13 protein-coding genes are annotated in these 15,299 nt (G+C 49.1%); 11 read left to right on the top strand and 2 right to left on the bottom strand.

The genetic code is table 11. The annotated features are described in order from the left end of the window. Positions 1 to 32 precede the first annotated feature (32 nt). A complete protein-coding gene (locus AC0KUT_RS18165; protein WP_488831807.1) occupies positions 33 to 2,264 on the bottom strand; it encodes a primosomal protein N' in 2,232 nt (743 codons plus the stop codon). A gap of 333 nt (positions 2,265 to 2,597) precedes the next feature. Between AC0KUT_RS18165 and AC0KUT_RS18160 the strand changes: the two genes are divergently transcribed. From AC0KUT_RS18160 to AC0KUT_RS18150, 3 genes are all read left to right on the top strand, one after another. Continuing rightward, entirely contained in the window at positions 2,598 to 2,885 is a 288-nt protein-coding gene (locus AC0KUT_RS18160) for a high-potential iron-sulfur protein (RefSeq protein ID WP_488831806.1), read from the top strand. A gap of 178 nt (positions 2,886 to 3,063) precedes the next feature. Next, positions 3,064 to 3,288 carry a 50S ribosomal protein L31 gene (gene rpmE, locus AC0KUT_RS18155; protein ID WP_488831805.1) on the top strand — a complete coding sequence of 75 codons (225 nt, stop codon included), beginning with the start codon at positions 3,064 to 3,066 and terminating at the stop codon, positions 3,286 to 3,288. A gap of 13 nt (positions 3,289 to 3,301) precedes the next feature. Beyond that, a complete protein-coding gene (locus AC0KUT_RS18150) occupies positions 3,302 to 4,153 on the top strand; it encodes a thermonuclease family protein (RefSeq protein ID WP_488831804.1) in 852 nt (283 codons plus the stop codon). An 8-nt stretch (positions 4,154 to 4,161) separates the two neighbouring features. Here AC0KUT_RS18150 and AC0KUT_RS18145 read toward each other — a convergent pair whose 3' ends face one another. Further along, a complete protein-coding gene (locus tag AC0KUT_RS18145) occupies positions 4,162 to 6,588 on the bottom strand; it encodes a penicillin-binding protein 1A (protein ID WP_488831803.1) in 2,427 nt (808 codons plus the stop codon). A gap of 154 nt (positions 6,589 to 6,742) precedes the next feature. Here AC0KUT_RS18145 and AC0KUT_RS18140 point away from each other — a divergent pair, with 154 nt between their 5' ends. From AC0KUT_RS18140 to AC0KUT_RS18105, 8 genes are all read left to right on the top strand, one after another. Next, positions 6,743 to 7,810 carry a pilus assembly protein PilM gene (locus AC0KUT_RS18140; RefSeq protein ID WP_488831802.1) on the top strand — a complete coding sequence of 356 codons (1,068 nt, stop codon included), beginning with the start codon at positions 6,743 to 6,745 and terminating at the stop codon, positions 7,808 to 7,810. Continuing rightward, entirely contained in the window at positions 7,810 to 8,388 is a 579-nt protein-coding gene (locus AC0KUT_RS18135; protein ID WP_488831801.1) for a PilN domain-containing protein, read from the top strand. The genes AC0KUT_RS18140 and AC0KUT_RS18135 overlap by 1 nt, the downstream gene beginning before the upstream one ends. Then, the gene (locus AC0KUT_RS18130) at positions 8,389 to 9,006 is read left to right on the top strand and encodes a type IV pilus inner membrane component PilO (protein WP_488831800.1); all 618 of its coding nucleotides are present in this window, start codon (positions 8,389 to 8,391) and stop codon (positions 9,004 to 9,006) included. It abuts the gene before it with no gap. Then, the gene (locus AC0KUT_RS18125; protein WP_488831799.1) at positions 9,003 to 9,533 is read left to right on the top strand and encodes a pilus assembly protein PilP; all 531 of its coding nucleotides are present in this window, start codon (positions 9,003 to 9,005) and stop codon (positions 9,531 to 9,533) included. The genes AC0KUT_RS18130 and AC0KUT_RS18125 overlap by 4 nt, the downstream gene beginning before the upstream one ends. Before the next feature lie 36 nt (positions 9,534 to 9,569). Beyond that, entirely contained in the window at positions 9,570 to 11,714 is a 2,145-nt protein-coding gene (locus AC0KUT_RS18120) for a type IV pilus secretin PilQ (RefSeq protein ID WP_488831798.1), read from the top strand. After that, positions 11,714 to 12,226, top strand: coding sequence for a shikimate kinase AroK (aroK, locus tag AC0KUT_RS18115; protein WP_488831797.1), 513 nt, complete (start codon positions 11,714 to 11,716; stop codon positions 12,224 to 12,226). The genes AC0KUT_RS18120 and aroK overlap by 1 nt, the downstream gene beginning before the upstream one ends. Positions 12,227 to 12,377: 151 nt before the next feature. Then, complete coding sequence (aroB, locus tag AC0KUT_RS18110; RefSeq protein ID WP_488831796.1) at positions 12,378 to 13,460, top strand: 3-dehydroquinate synthase; 1,083 nt, start codon at positions 12,378 to 12,380, stop codon at positions 13,458 to 13,460. Between the two features lie 121 nt (positions 13,461 to 13,581). Next, positions 13,582 to 15,282, top strand: coding sequence for an SPOR domain-containing protein (locus AC0KUT_RS18105; RefSeq protein WP_488831795.1), 1,701 nt, complete (start codon positions 13,582 to 13,584; stop codon positions 15,280 to 15,282). Positions 15,283 to 15,299: the final 17 nt, after the last annotated feature.

The following is a 15,299-nucleotide window of genomic DNA, read 5'->3' as shown; positions in this document are numbered from 1 at the left end:
CGCGATTCTACTGCTTGAGCGGAGGCGCGTCACTAGCTCATATCCTGAGGGTCGACATCAATCGACCAGCGCACGCGTTTACCGAGTGCTTCGGCTTCTAATTGTAGGGCGAGTTGCGTGAGCAATTGCTGCAGCGGCTTGCGCTGCGCGCAGTTGAGTTGCAGCTGATAGCGAAAGCGATCGCCGCGCTTTTCCATCATGGCGGGTAGCGGGCCCAAGTAGCTAATAAAAGGGCTGGGCGCTTGCAGTTGCTCAGCCATGGCGCGCGCCATTTTAAGAAATTCGATGACCAATTCAGGACGTTTACTTTCGGCACGCAAGAGCGCCAAGTGGCGATAGGGCGGCATTTGAGTGATCTGGCGCTCGGGCAAAATAAGCGCGGCGAGCGCGTGGTAACCCTGCAGCATGAGCGTTTGCACCAGCGGGTGTTCCGTGTGATGGCTTTGCAGTATCACTTGCCCAGGTTTTTCGGCGCGCCCAGAGCGCCCAGCAACTTGTAATAAGAGCTGGCCCATGCGTTCGGGGCCGCGAAAGTCAGTGCTAAACAGGCCCGCATCCGCATCGATAATGACGACTAATGTGACATCGGCAAAGTGGTGGCCTTTGGCAAGCATTTGGGTGCCCACCAAAATACAGGGCGCGCCGCTATGAACATCCACCAGTAATTTTTCCATGCCGTTTTTATTGCGCGTGGAATCGCGATCCACGCGAATGACCTTGGTGTTGGGGAAAAGTTGCTGCAGGGTGTTTTCACTGCGCTCTGTACCCATGCCTAAAGGGAAAATGTTGGGGCTGTTGCAGCTGGGGCAGCGCCGCGGTACGGGGCGTTGGTGATCGCAGTGGTGGCAGTGTAGGTGACGCGGGGTTTGGTGCACCGTCATGCGCGCATCGCAGTGATTGCAGTTGGCGAGCCAGCCGCAGTCGTGGCACTCAAGTGCGGGTGCGTAGCCGCGACGATTGAGGAATACCAATACTTGGTTGCCTGCCTGCAGCTGTGCATCTATGGCTTGCAGGCTGGCGGCGGCAAAGCCTTCGTGCAGCTGTTCGCCGCGAATATCGAGCAGCTGAATACTGGGCGCCTGCGCATCGCCCGCGCGCTGAGTAAGGCGCAAGTTGTGGTAACGCCCCTGCTGAGCATTGTGCAGGGTTTCAAACGAAGGTGTGGCAGAGCCGAGAATCAGGGGGATTCCTAGTCGATTGGCGCGCACTGCCGCTAAATCCCGTGCGGAATAGCGAAAGCCATCCTGCTGTTTGAAGGAGTTATCGTGCTCTTCATCGACAATAATGATCCCTGGGTTTTGCAATGGCGTAAAAATAGCCGAGCGGGTGCCAATGACGATGCGCGCCAAGCCATCGCGGGCTTGCAGCCAAGCATCGAGTCGCTCGCGATCATTTAAGCCAGAGTGAAGAGCGACCACAGACACGGCAAAACGGCGCTGAAAACGCAGCAGTGTTTGGGGCGTAAGGCCGATTTCCGGCACCAAAACCAGCGCTTGCTTGTGTTGGATCAACACCTCGGCAATGGCTTGCAGGTATATTTCAGTTTTACCGCTGCCTGTGGCGCCATCGAGCAAATAGCTGTTAAAGCTGTCGTAGTGAATTTGTGCGAAGGCGGTGGCCTGTTCAGCGCTGAGCTCCAAATGTGCTGTGCGCAAGACGGATGCGGGTTGTACAAAAGCGTGGGGTGCAAATTCGCGCTCGCGCGCCAAGCCTTTGTCGATAAGAGTTTTTACCACACTGCGCGGAATTTCTAACAGGGCGATATCTGTTTTACTGAGCGGCTGCTCGGTTTCATGGGCTTGTTGCAAAGCACTTAATAGCGCGGCTTGTTTGGGGGCGCGTTTTAAGGCTCCAGCGGGCAAGCCTTTGCCCTCGGTGGTAAGCTCAAGGCCAATGTCACCGCGTAATTGTGCAGCTTCGCCTTGTCGCAACAGTGTGGGTAGTGCGGTTTGGAGCGCTTCGCCAATGGGCGTTTGATAGTAATCAGCGGCCCATAGGCAAAGCTCAAGCAGTTCGCCCTGCAGTGCGGGTTGGCTATCGATAATCGCCAGTGCAGGGCGCAGCTTGGCGAGATCTTGCTCGCTGGTAGTCTTGGTTGCCAAAAGCACACCAGTTAGCTCTTGATGGCCAAAGGGCACGCGCACCAAGCTGCCCGCGGCGAGTGTGCGGGCTTCCTGCTCGCTCATGGCGAGCGGCGCGAGGTAATCAAAGCGGCGGCGCAAAGGTACGGGTAAGGCGATTTCGAGTAAAACAGGGTTTGGCATAGCAGTAAGGCTTGAGCTGGTGTGAGTCAGGGCTGGCAGGATAGCGCATCTGGTGCGGCAATAGTCTGGGTTTTGTTGGTGAATAAAGGTCGCTTGGCTTGGTGAGGTTGTCAGGTCTGATGCTCGAACTATACTCTTTCAAGGCTCCGTATTTGATGTTTGGTGCAGGGGGCGTTAATTCAGTTGGTTTAACGTGTGTCGATTTGCTAACTTGATTTGATGGTGTTGCTTTAGTCTGGAGCAACCGACAATGAATAGGTGGCCTAATAAAATTTTTATCGGCTAGAAATGCTCTAGCTTAATGCTCGTGAATCTACCATTAAGGTGATAAGAATGAATCGCAGAGACTTTATTAAACTTTCAGGGGCCGCCACAGGCCTAGCGCTAATTCCCGCCGTGAATCTTGCCCATGGCGAGGCTGCAGCTAAATTGGACGCAGCTAATCCTCAGGCGCAGGCATTGGGTTATGTTGAGCAAACCCCGAACGCGGGCAGTGACTGCGCAAATTGCGCCCAGTCGCATGGTACGGCTGGTGCGGAATGGATCGGGTGCAATATTTTCCCAGGTAAAGAAGTGAAGGCGACTGGCTGGTGTAAGGTCTGGGCCCCGCGTCCCGCGTAAGAGTGAACTTGGCTTCGATGATAAATGTTCAAAAAATAGCCCCATCTGGGGCTTTTTACTTGCCTTGATGTTTTTTTCTGATAGTATCCCCGCTCCCTAAATCAGCCGTTCCATTTAACCGTTGTGCGGTGCTCGACGAAGTTCGGGTGGCGGCACAAAAAACGACAAGGCAATTATCATGAAAGCAGATATTCATCCAAATTACGTAGCTATGGCTGTGACTTGCAGCTGTGGCAATGCATTTACTACCGCTTCAACCATGGGCAAAGAGCTTCATGTTGACGTATGCGGCGAATGCCATCCGTTCTACACCGGTAAGCAAAAAACCGTTGATACTGGTGGTCGTATCGATCGCTTCACCAAGCGTTTCGGCAGCCGTATTGGTGCAAAAAAAGAAGCCTAAGGGATTCTTTGAGGTGCTAAGTAACTTAGTGCTCCATAAAAAAACGTCGCACGCCTTTGGCTGCGGCGTTTTTTTATGGCTGCTTTTTGGCTCAGCGCTTCTTGCTGCTGAATGCGGCCGTGGTGAGGGTGCGGTAGTTGTCGTAAAAAAGGTTATTGATGGTGACACTCTGCGCCTTCAGGATGGTCGGTCGGTGCGGTTGTTGGGGGTTAATGCGCCTGAAGTTACCCATGGTGCTAATGCAGGTCAGCCTTTTGGGGTGGAGTCGCGCGCAGCGGTGGTGGCCTTTATCGCGCGCGCAAATAACAAGGTGCGTTTGACTGCCGAGGCGCAAGCTCTGGATGCTTATGGCCGGAGCCTAGCGCATGTTTATGATCTGCAGGGGCGCAGCCTTGCGGTGAATTTGTTGGCACAGGGGATGGCTTTGCAAATCGCTGTGCCGCCCAATACCGATCAAGCAGCTTGCCTGTTGGCGGTTGAGCGAAAAGCGCGCCAGTCACGTTTAGGCTTGTGGCGCAGTGATTTTTGGGCGGCAAAGAGTGCGACCGGTTTGGGCGTTAAGGATAAGGGCTTTCGCTTGGTGCGCGCTAAGGTGGCTGCGGTGACGATCAATAAGTCGGTTTGGTTGGAGTTAGACGGCAACTTGGCGGTACAAATACCGCGCCGGTATTGGCGTGATTTCACCCTTGCCAATGGCGAGCCATATAAGCAAAAAGATTGGCTTGCACTGCGGGGTATAACTATTGAGGTGCGCGGTTGGATTAATCCGCGCACGGGGCGCTCGACGTCAGGTGCTGGAAAGCGCTATAAGCCTTTGATTATGCAGTTGAAATCTTCTGCATCCTTGCAGATTCATGGTTTCTAATTCGTGTCTTAAAACAACTCTTCCGGTAAATTAGTTTGCTCTGTCTCAAGCTGTTGATTACCAGCGGCCGAGGTTCGGCTGGTATCCTCGCCTAAAAACACTTCAAAAATAGCATCAGGATCACCCGGTTGGGCAGGTTTGCCTGTTTCTGGGTTGATGCGCACGGTCACTATGCCATTGGGTTGGCGTGGAAGGCGGTCGGGCACACCTTCGAGCGCGGCGCGCATAAAGTTTATCCAGATGGGCAAGGCTGCCGAACTGCCGAACTCGCGTCGGCCGAGCAGGGTATTTTGATCAAAACCAACCCAAACGGTGGTGACCACATTGGGATTGTAGCCGGAGAACCAGGTGTCGCGCGGGCCGTTGGTGGTGCCGGTTTTGCCGCCTAGGTCGCTGCGGCCCAACTGCTTAGCGAGGCGTGCTGTGCCCTTATCTACCACATCTTTTAGCATTGAATCTATCAGGTAGGCAATGCGCTCATCGATGATGCGCGGTGCTCGTTCGCTAGCGTCCATCATAGGGATTGCAGGTAGTTCGGTGCCATCTTGCGCGAATCTGGCCTGAGTTTCATTGGTTTCGCAGGTTTTGCACACACGCTTAGGTTTGGCTTCAAAAACGATATTACCTTTAGGGTCCTCAATGCGCGTCACCAAATAAGGCGATATTTTGAACCCTCCATTGGCAAATGTCGCGTAAGCCGTCGCCATTTGCATGGGGGTGAGCGCGTGAGTACCCAGTGCAAGCGTTAGGTCGCGGGGGAACTCTTTAGTGTTAAAACCAAAGCGAACCAAGCTGTCGAGTACCGTTTGCATACCTAGGCTGCGCAGCAGGCGAATAGAGACGAGGTTGCGGGAGCGATAAAGCGCTTGGCGCATACGCATAGGGCCGAGGAACTTGCCGTCGTCATTTTCTGGGCGCCATGCAATACCGGTACTGGTATTTTCGATCACAATGGGCGCATCGTTAATGATCGACGCGGGGGTAAAACCGTTCTCCAGTGCTGCAGTGTATAAAAAAGGTTTAAAACTAGAGCCGGGCTGGCGTTCGCTTTGAATCGCGCGATTGAAATGACTTTGATTGAAATCGTAGCCGCCTACCAAGGAGCGGATAGCGCCATCTAATGGGTCCAGTGATACGAGTGTTGCCTGAACGGCGGGCACTTGGCTTAATTGCCACTGGTCATCATCATTTTTGTCTATGCGCACAACATCGCCCACCTTGAGGAAATCATTGGCAGACTTGTAGGCCGCACCGCGATTATCTTCATTGATATAGGGACGTTGGCTTGAGAGCCCTTGTTCCCAGCTCAGGTTGATGATGTCGCTATTACTGAGTATGACGCTAATGGATTTGTCGGCGACTGAGATGACGGCGGCAGCTTGTTGGCTGCCGAGGGTGGGAATTGTTTGTAGTTTATCTTGCCAGTCGGTGTAGTCAGCATCCTCAGAGGGGGGGAGGTGTTGTTCGGGGCCGCGATAGCCGTGGCGTCGATCATATTCCATTAAGCCCTTTAAGATGACTGCCTGAGCCGTCGCCTGCATCGAGCTATCGATACTGGTGTAAACCTTGTAACCATCGTTGTAGGTGGCGTCGCCAAAGCGGTCTAGGGCCTCTTGTCGTGCCATTTCAGCGATGTAAGGTGCTTGTACTTCAAGTGTGGTGCCGTGGTAGCTGGCGGAGTTGGCTTCGTTGACGGCGGCCTCATAGGTGGCTTTATCTATATGCTTAAGTTCATACATGCGGCCTAAAATCCAATTGCGACGAATCATCGCGCGCTTGAGGTTGGCGAGTGGGTTATAAGCAGAGGGTGCCTTCAAAACGCCTACAATCATGGCGTACTGCGCGACGCTTAAATCCTTAATATCCTTGCCATAATAGATCTGTGCAGCCGCTTGTAAGCCATAAGCACGGTTGCCGAAGAACATTTTGTTGTTGAAAAGTTCGAGTATTTCCTCTTTGGTGAATTTTCTTTCAATTTCAATGGATAAGAGGATTTCGTTAAACTTACGTGAGAAGACTTGTTTGCGAGTGAGAAAGAAATCACGCGCCAATTGCATAGTAAGTGTACTACCGCCGGATTGGATCTGGCCGGATTTCAAGATTTGTGAAGCGGCGCGCAACATGCCTTTAAGAGAAACCCCATGATGCTCAAAGAAATCAGCATCTTCGGCAGAAAGCAGCGCTTTTATATAAAGTGGTGGAATTTGGTTATAAGCCAGAGGAGTGCGGCGTTGTTCGCCAAATTCACCGATTAATTTTCCATCACTTGAATAAATGCGCAATGGGGTCTGTAATTTAACCTGCCTGAGGCTATCAACCGCGGGCAGTTTGGGGCTTAAGTAAAGGTAGAGTCCCGTAAGTGCTACCAAGGTAACGCTAAAACCGGATAGTAACAGCCAAAAAAAGAAAGCGAAGATGGATTTTTTATTAAACATTTTTTCTATGTGAATTAATGAGTTAGCGAGCTTGTCGCGGGTGGCGGCGATTATACGGCCTTTTTATCTGTTTACATATTCATCGGTTTGTTGCAGGCTTAAGTTAAAGTGCTATAACATAAACAACGTCTAAGTTACGGATATAGATAGAAAAATGGGCATTCTAAGTTTCCTCGATAAGAAAGCTAAGCCGGTACTGGGGTTGGACATAAGTTCCACCTCAGTCAAGTTGCTTGAGCTAAGCCGCAGTGGTGATCGCTACCGCGTTGAATCCTATTCCGTAAAAGCGCTTCCTCCCAATGCGGTGGTCGAGAAGAATATTGCGGATCAGGCTGCGGTGTCCGAAGTTATTCGCGCCATGGTTAAACAATCTAAAACCAAGCTCAAACATGCGGCCGTAGCGGTTGCGGGTTCGGCGGTGATCACCAAAATGATCGATATGCCTGCCGATTTGAGTGATGATGCCATGGAGAGTCAGATTGCTGCCGAAGCCGATCAGTATATTCCCTTCCCCTTAGAGGAGGTCGCGATCGACTTTGAAATTCAAGGCGTCTCGCCGCGCAACCCAGAGCAAGTAGAGGTATTACTGGCAGCCTGTCGGCGCGAAAATGTTGAAGTGCGCGAAGTGGTATTAATCGAATCCGACCTCATTGCTGAGAAGGTCGATATCGAAGCCTACTGTATGGAGCGAGCGTTTGAATTAATCGCTGAACAGCTAGAAGATCAGGAAGGCCAGGTTGTTGCGATCGTCGATATAGGCGCAACTATGACCACCTTGAGTGTTTTGGTGGATGGAAAAACTATTTATACCCGCGAGCAGCTGTTTGGAGGGCGTCAACTTACCGAAGAAATTCAACGTCGTTACGGGTTGTCGCGTGAAGAAGCTGGTTTAGCTAAAAAGCAGGGCGGTTTGCCTGATGACTATGAGGCGGAAGTATTGGCTCCTTTTAAAGAGGCGGTAGTGCAGCAGGTTACGCGTTCGCTGCAGTTCTTCTTCTCGGCGAGTCAATATAATGATGTTGACTATATTATTCTTGCCGGTGGTGTGGCCTCACTTGAAGGCTTGGTGAGTGTGATTGAAGAGAAGTTAGGTACTCAAACAGTAGTGGCAAATCCATTTGCGCGCATGTCGGTATCCTCACGAGTTAATGCCGCTTCTCTTGCTAACGATGCGCCCTCCTTAATGATAGTGACGGGTTTGGCGATGAGGAGTTTTGATTAATGGCAAAAATTAACTTATTGCCGTGGCGCCAAGTCTATCGCGAAGAAAAGAAGCGCGAATTTCTGGGTGTTGTCGCGGCTGTGGCTTTAGTGGCGGGTTTAGGCGCATATTCTTGGGTTGCAAGTGTTGAATCCGCAATTGAAAATCAAAATTCACGCAATCAATTGCTCAATACTGAAATTGCTAAATTGGATGCGCAGGTTAAAGAAATTAGTGAGCTGAAAAAAGTGCGCGATGATCTATTGGCGCGTATTAAAGTGATTACGGATCTTGAGGGAACTCGTCCCGTTATAGTTCGATACTTTGATGATTTTGCTCGAGCCATACCGGATGGTGTGTTCGTTTTAATGATGGAGCGCAAGGGTAACTTAGTGTCTATAGAGGGCGTTGCAGAATCCTATAACAGAGTGGCCAGTTTTATGCGGAATCTCGATGCGTCAGATTGGTTTGCCGCGCCTAGTTTGACCTCTGTCACGGCCGCGCCCGATGAGGGTGAGCAGGCAAGTAGATTTAAAATGACGGTGCAGACATCAGTACCATTGGATGCTACTAGCGCTCAAGCTGGGGAGGACAAATAAATGTCACTTCAAGAATCGTTTGAGCAGCTAAAAGAGTTCGACGTCAATAATATCGATTTTGAAAAAATTGGCGTTTGGCCGCTCGCAGCTAAAATTTTTGTTTGTCTCGTATTGGCTTTATTAATCTTTGCGGGTGCCTATTACTTAAAAGTGAGTGACCTTAATCTTGAGCTTGAATCTGTTGCAGCTCAAGAGCAGACATTGAAGTCGACTTATCAAAAGAAAAGTTTTGAGGCTGCTAATCTTGAGGCTTACAAGGCTCAGATGGAAGAGATGAAAGTTACGTTTGATTCTTTGTTGTCGCGGTTACCGGCTGAATCTGAGGTGCCAGGATTGTTGGAAGATATAGGTACGCGCGGAAGCGAAAGCGGTTTGACGATGAAGGCGGTGAATATTCAGCCAGATGTGGTCGCCGAGTACTATATTGAGGTGCCGATCAATATAGAAGTAATTGGTGGTTATCATGATATGGGGGGCTTTGTGAGTGGTGTAGCAGGTATGCCCCGTATCGTTACCCTACACGATTTCGTTATTGCATCACAAAAAGATAGTCGTGAGCTTAATATGAAAATCTCGGCTAAGACATATCGGTATAAGTCTCAGGAGGCAGCACAATGAAAAAGCTGATCCTAAGTTTAGAACTTTTATTTTTAGTGTTTACTGTAGCGGCTTGTTCGCCAACGGGTGAGCATCAAGATCTTTTAGATTTTATGGCAGAAACTAAGAAAAGACCGCAAGGTCAGATCGAGGCTCTGCCCACTTTTGCGCCTTATCAATCATTTTCTTATAGTGCTATGACGTTGCGCAGTCCATTTGAAAAGCCTGTGCCGGTAGATGAGTCTGCAGCTAAGGGAGGGCGTGCAGTAGCGCCGGATCTGAATCGTGAGCGGGAGTTCTTAGAGGGTTTCAACATTGCGTCTTTAAGGATGGTTGGAACTATATCAAGAACAAGCAAACTCTGGGCCTTAATCGACAATAGCGAAGGTTCAGTGGTGCCGGCTACGGTAGGTAATTTTCTTGGTAAGAATCACGGTAAAATTATTGCAACGTCTCCTGCGCAAATTGAAGTAATGGAAATAGTTGCTGATGGCTCAAATGGTTGGGTTGAACGTCCCAGAATTATCAAATTAGAAGAAAAGGAATAAGCGTATATGTGTGCTTTATTCTCATCGGGGTTAAATATGCGAAATTTAGTATTGCTTATGGTTTGTATGGTTTCGCCCTTAGCTTGGGCGAATACGCTAAATAAAATTGACTTTTCTCAGTTACCCGGAGAGCGGTTTGAGGCACGGTTGAGTTTTGACTCGACGCCACCCTCACCCAAAGGCTATACCATTGAAAAGCCTGCGCGCATTGTGCTCGATTTCCCTGATGTTGTCAGTGGCTTAAAAGAGCGTCGTATTCCCTTGGCTGTTGATAACGGTCAGAGCGCAATGGTGCTTACTTCTGAAGGTCGTACGCGTTTAATTTTAAACTTGAACGATTTGGCCTCCTATTCTACCCGAGTAGAAGGCAATAGCTTTATTGTTGAAGTGGGTGCAGTGGCAGGTTCGGCCGATAAAAATGTTGCTGCGCCTTCTGTGGCGCTGGCGAATAAAGGTAAGTCATATAGCGGTGAGGCTCTTGGTAATGGCGTTAAGATTACTAACATAGATTTTCGTCGTGGCACCGCAGGAGAGGGTCGTGTAATCGTGACCTTATCTAATCCAAAGGTCAGTGCCGATATGGTGGGTACTGGAGCAGGTGTGCGACTTTCGTTTAAAAATGCTTGGATGGCTCCTGAATTGCGCCGCAGACTTGATGTGGTAGATTTTGCGACGCCCGTTAGCTTGGTGACAGCCACGCAAGATGGTGAGACATCAACCTTGAATATATCTGCGGGTGGTGATTTTGATTATCTTGCTTATCAAACGGACAATGAATATGTGTTGAGTATTAAGCCTTTGACTGCGCAAGAAAAGCTGGAAAAGAAGAAAGACTTTGAGTATACCGGCGAGAAGTTGTCCTTGGACTTCCAAGATATTGAAGTTAGGGCTGTACTGCAAATTATCGCTGATTTTACTGAGTTGAATTTGGTGGCGAGCGACACCGTTCAAGGACGTATTACCTTGCGTTTACAAAATGTTCCCTGGGATCAGGCATTGGAAATGGTGCTTAAGAACAAAGGGTTGGATAAGCGCCAGGTTGGCAACGTGCTCATGGTGGCGCCTGCCGCTGAGATAGCTGAACGCGAACGTCAAGAAATCACTACCAAGAAGCAACTGGAAGAATTGGCGCCCTTACGCACTGAATATATTCGTGTTCGCTATGCGAATGCCAAAGAGATGTTTGAATTGTTTCGCGGTGATAGCGGCGGCAGTGGTGGCGGTAGTGGTAAGGGGAGCCAATCTACCGGTAGTGTGCTGTCAGAACGTGGGCAAGGCGTGGTGGATGAGCGTACTAACTCTATTATCATTACTGATACCTCGGAGCGAATCGAAGCATTCAAACGTTTAGTAGATCAAATTGATGTACCTATTCGCCAAGTGATGATTGAGGCGCGTATTGTTATAGCTAATACCGATTTTCAGCGTGAAATGGGCATTCGTTGGGGCGGGGCTGGCTATAATCTAAATAGCAGTAAGAGTCGATTGGTGGAAGTTGCTGGCTCACAGAGCGGTATGGATGATGATGATGGTACTAGCCCTTATAATTGGTTTACACAAGATCCAAATGGAGAAGCTAAGAGCTTAAACTTAACTGAAAATAATATGGTCAATGCGCCGGTTAACAATCCTGTAGGCACTCTTGCTGTCGCGCTCTTAACTGATAGTACTTTTTTAGATTTAGAGTTAAGCGCTCTTGAGAACTCGGGTTATGCTGAGATTGTATCCCAGCCCAAGGTTATTACCAGTGATAAACAAACGGCTTCAATTCGCTCAGGTAAGGAAATCGGCTATCAAGAGGCTTCTGCAAGTGGTGCAACCACAACCTCATTCCGTGAAGCCGTGTTAAAGCTGGAGGTTACGCCACAGATAACGCCAGACAATCGCATAATTATGGACTTGTCAGTTTCAAAAGATTCAATTGGCGAAGTGACAGATACGGGTATCCCAACTATCGATTTGACTCGTTTGGAAACTAAAGTGCTAGTTAACAATGGTCAGACAGTGGTGTTGGGTGGGGTCTTTTCTGTAGAGGGCACTAAGGGTGAGACTAAGGTTCCTGTCTTAGGTGATATTCCTTACTTGGGTCGTTTGTTTAAAAAGACTGTTGAGCAGCAATTCAAAACAGAATTATTGATTTTTGTTACCCCTAAACTTATGTCGGACACCCTTTCGAACTAATGCGTAAGCCCATCGTTTTTCTTGTCGGCCCCATGGGGGCCGGTAAGTCCACAATAGGCCGCCTTTTGGCGGCCGAATTAAATCTAAGTTTCCGCGATAGTGACCGTGTGATTGAAGAACGCACGGGCGCCGATATTCCTTGGATATTTGATATGGAAGGGGAAGAGGGTTTTCGTGAGCGCGAAACGGCTGTATTACAAGAGCTGGCACAAGAGCGTGATGTAGTGATTGCTACTGGCGGAGGCATAGTTCTGCGGGAGCAAAACCGCGAACTTATGAAAGCTGTTGGAAGTGTTTTTTATCTCACGGCATCTATTGAACAATTGGTTGAGCGCACGGCGCGCGATAAAAAACGCCCGTTACTACAGGTGGAAAACCCTCGGCAAAAAATCATCGACTTATTAGCCTTGCGAGATCCGCTCTATCGCGCGGCAGCTAACTTTGTGGTGAATACTGATCGCCGTTCACCTAAGTCTGTTGCACAAGAAATTGCTTCATTGGCTAAGTCATAAATATAACGCTAATTTGTACAAATCTTATTTACCTGTGCGATTTTTATAATCCACTCGTTTTCCTCTTGATGTGCATTCTGATATTCAGTATGGGTTTATGCTAAAGTGCGAGCTTTATTACAGCCCATATATTGTTTTAGAAGGCGTTTCTATGCAGGTGTTAACCGTTGATTTAAATGACCGCAGTTACCCGATCTATATTGGTGAACAGCTGCTTGGTCAATCATCACTTATTACCCAGCACATCCGTGCTAGCCAAGTTTGTATCGTAACCAATGAAACCGTTGCGCCTCTTTATTTGCAGAAGCTTACTGATAGTTTAAATGAGTTTTCTCTGGCGTCGGTCATTTTGCCTGATGGCGAGAGCTTTAAAAATCTCGATACGCTCAATAATATTTTTGATGGGCTTCTTAGTGCGCGTCACAATCGCACTACCACGCTAATTGCATTGGGTGGCGGTGTCGTTGGTGATATGACAGGGTTTGCTGCGGCTTGTTATCAGCGTGGAGTGGATTTTATTCAGGTTCCCACGACTTTGTTGTCGATGGTGGATTCTTCTGTCGGTGGTAAAACGGGCGTCAATCATGCGCTGGGTAAAAATATGATCGGCGCTTTTTATCAGCCGCGTTGTGTTATTGCTGATACCTCTGTGCTCCAGAGCCTACCTCCGCGTGAATTGTCTGCGGGCATCGCCGAAATTATTAAGTATGGATTAATTTGTGACTATGAGTTTTTTCTGTGGCTAGAAGAGCATATGGATGAACTTATGGCGAGTGATCCTGCAGCCTTAGCTTATGCGGTGAAACGCTCTTGTGAGAATAAAGCCAAAGTTGTTGCGCAAGATGAATTTGAAGGCGGTATTAGGGCCATCTTAAACCTTGGTCATACCTTTGGCCATGCGATCGAAACTGCTCAAGGCTATGGTAATTGGCTGCACGGTGAAGCTGTTGGTGCGGGCATGGCTATGGCCGCAGATCTTTCTTGGCGGCGGGGTGCGCTGAGTGATACGGATCTGGAGCGTACATTAACGCTGTTGGCTCGCGCAAAGTTACCGACCAAAGCTCCCGCAGACATGTCTCCATCGCAGTTTATGGAACTGATGGGGGTCGATAAAAAAGTGCTCGATGGTCGTTTGCGTTTGGTGTTACTTGAGGCAATGGGCAAAGCCATAGTGACTAGCGATATAGAGTTGCCTTTATTGCAGCAGACCTTTGAGGCCTGCAAGGCAAGTTAATTTCTCAGCTGCTGGACAGCATTTTAACTTTTTCATCTCAGTTTTTATTATTGCAAGGCTGAATTGGTTGGCTATTGGTCTTGGGATTTAAAATGGCACTTTAGTATTTAGAGTTTTTACTATGTCAAAAGAACCCTCAATGCGGGCAGAGTCTGATTATCGATTGTTAGATGAACCACATGACTCGCCTCAGGCTCGTTTATTTGAAGAGGCGAACTCATCATCTGATGAGCAATTGCTAGCGGACTATCGTCAGCGTTATGGCTTAGCCGAAGATCCTTTTACGAACGATTACTCCTTCCCTTTATTTACCGTAGGTGGGCGCCGCCAACTACTTGAGCAGTTGCTGCACCTCTGTCAGTTCAGCAGTAGTCTCTTATTGGTTCTTGGGGAATATGGCGTTGGTAAAACCCGCACAGCACATGGTTTTATGGATTCGCTCACCGAAGCGGATACTATTTGTTTTGTTAGCGTGCGCGCAGGGCAAACACTAGAGCAGTTGTTGTTAACCGTTGTGCAATCTTTGAAATTACCTCTAGAGGCTTTGCCTACGGCAGAAAATTTGCTGTCAGTGATAGAGGATTTTATTGCTAGCGAGCAGCCGCCAGAGGAAGAAGGTCTTGCGGTTGTGGTGTTGGATGATGCGCATCTTCTCGATGAAAAAACGATCCAGGTTATCACCTCATTGTTGCAAAGTTTTCCACAACAAACGCGTCTGCACTTTGTTTGTTTTGGTGAGTATTCACTGCTGGGGCGCGCTGAGCGAATAGGCGGCGCATCGCTACTGATTAACGACTTCAGCTTGCAGCCATTTAGTCTCGCTGAAACGGTTGATTACCTCAATTTCCGCATGGAAATGGCGGACTATTTAGGGCCAGAAATTTTTACTGAGTCTATGGTCGACCCTTGGTGGCGCGAAGCCCAAGGTGATTTGAGGGTGGTACACCTGCTAGCGCAGGAGCGCTTACTTGAATCGGTTATGCCCAAGCGTGGTGCTATGCGCAGACCGCTACCTGTACTTCATATAATTGCCATGGCCATGTTGATTGCCTTAGTCGGCATACTCTTTCTCTATATGGACGGTGATGACAAAGACAAGTCTGGTGCTGCTGTGCCTTCAGTCGCTGCGATAAATCAGCCTATAGCAGTGCCTTTGCCCGCTGCCACAAGTGCTACGCGGGAGCGGGATCTCACACGCGGTGATACACCTATTGAGCCGATATTGCCGTCTTTGCCTAGTGTAGGGCAGGAGCCTGTAGTGCAGAAATTAACGGTTGCGCCTGAGGAGGTTATTCCTTTAGCGGAATTACCTAAGTCGGCGAATAATATTGGCAGTGGGCAGATTCAATTGGAAAAGCCCGAGGTTGCTGTTGCTCCGGCTCAGGTCGCCCAAGTTACACCTGCTGCTCAGCCCGCACCTGGAGTTTCTGAAGTTGCACAAACTACCCCCAAGCCTGTACCGGTATTTACGCAAAATAAGCCCCATCAAACTGAGTCAAAAAATACAGGAAGCAGCGGTAAATCCGCGCAGGAAAAAATTATCTTGGCTTGGCCAGCGGCCCACTACACAATTCAATTGTTGGGTGTTAGTAATGCTAAAGCAGCGCAGGATTATATGGCGCAACAGCCCAACAAGAGCGAGTTGTTGATGTTTAAAAGCAAGCGTTTAGGCAAAGATTGGTTCGTGGTAATCAAGGGGCATTTTGCCAGTACCGCTCAAGCGCGGCAGGCCATTGCTGGCTTGCCATCTGCGCAGCGTGATGCGGGGCCTTGGCCGCGTGATTTAAAGGCGATTCAACAAGAAATCCGCGCTGTGCGTTAAGTCTTATGGGTCAAAAT

This window comes from Cellvibrio sp. 25HG11W-0 (assembly GCF_057815475.1).
The sequence above is the reverse complement of the archived record's forward strand: the minus strand, read 5'-3'. Positions and strand labels throughout refer to the sequence as shown.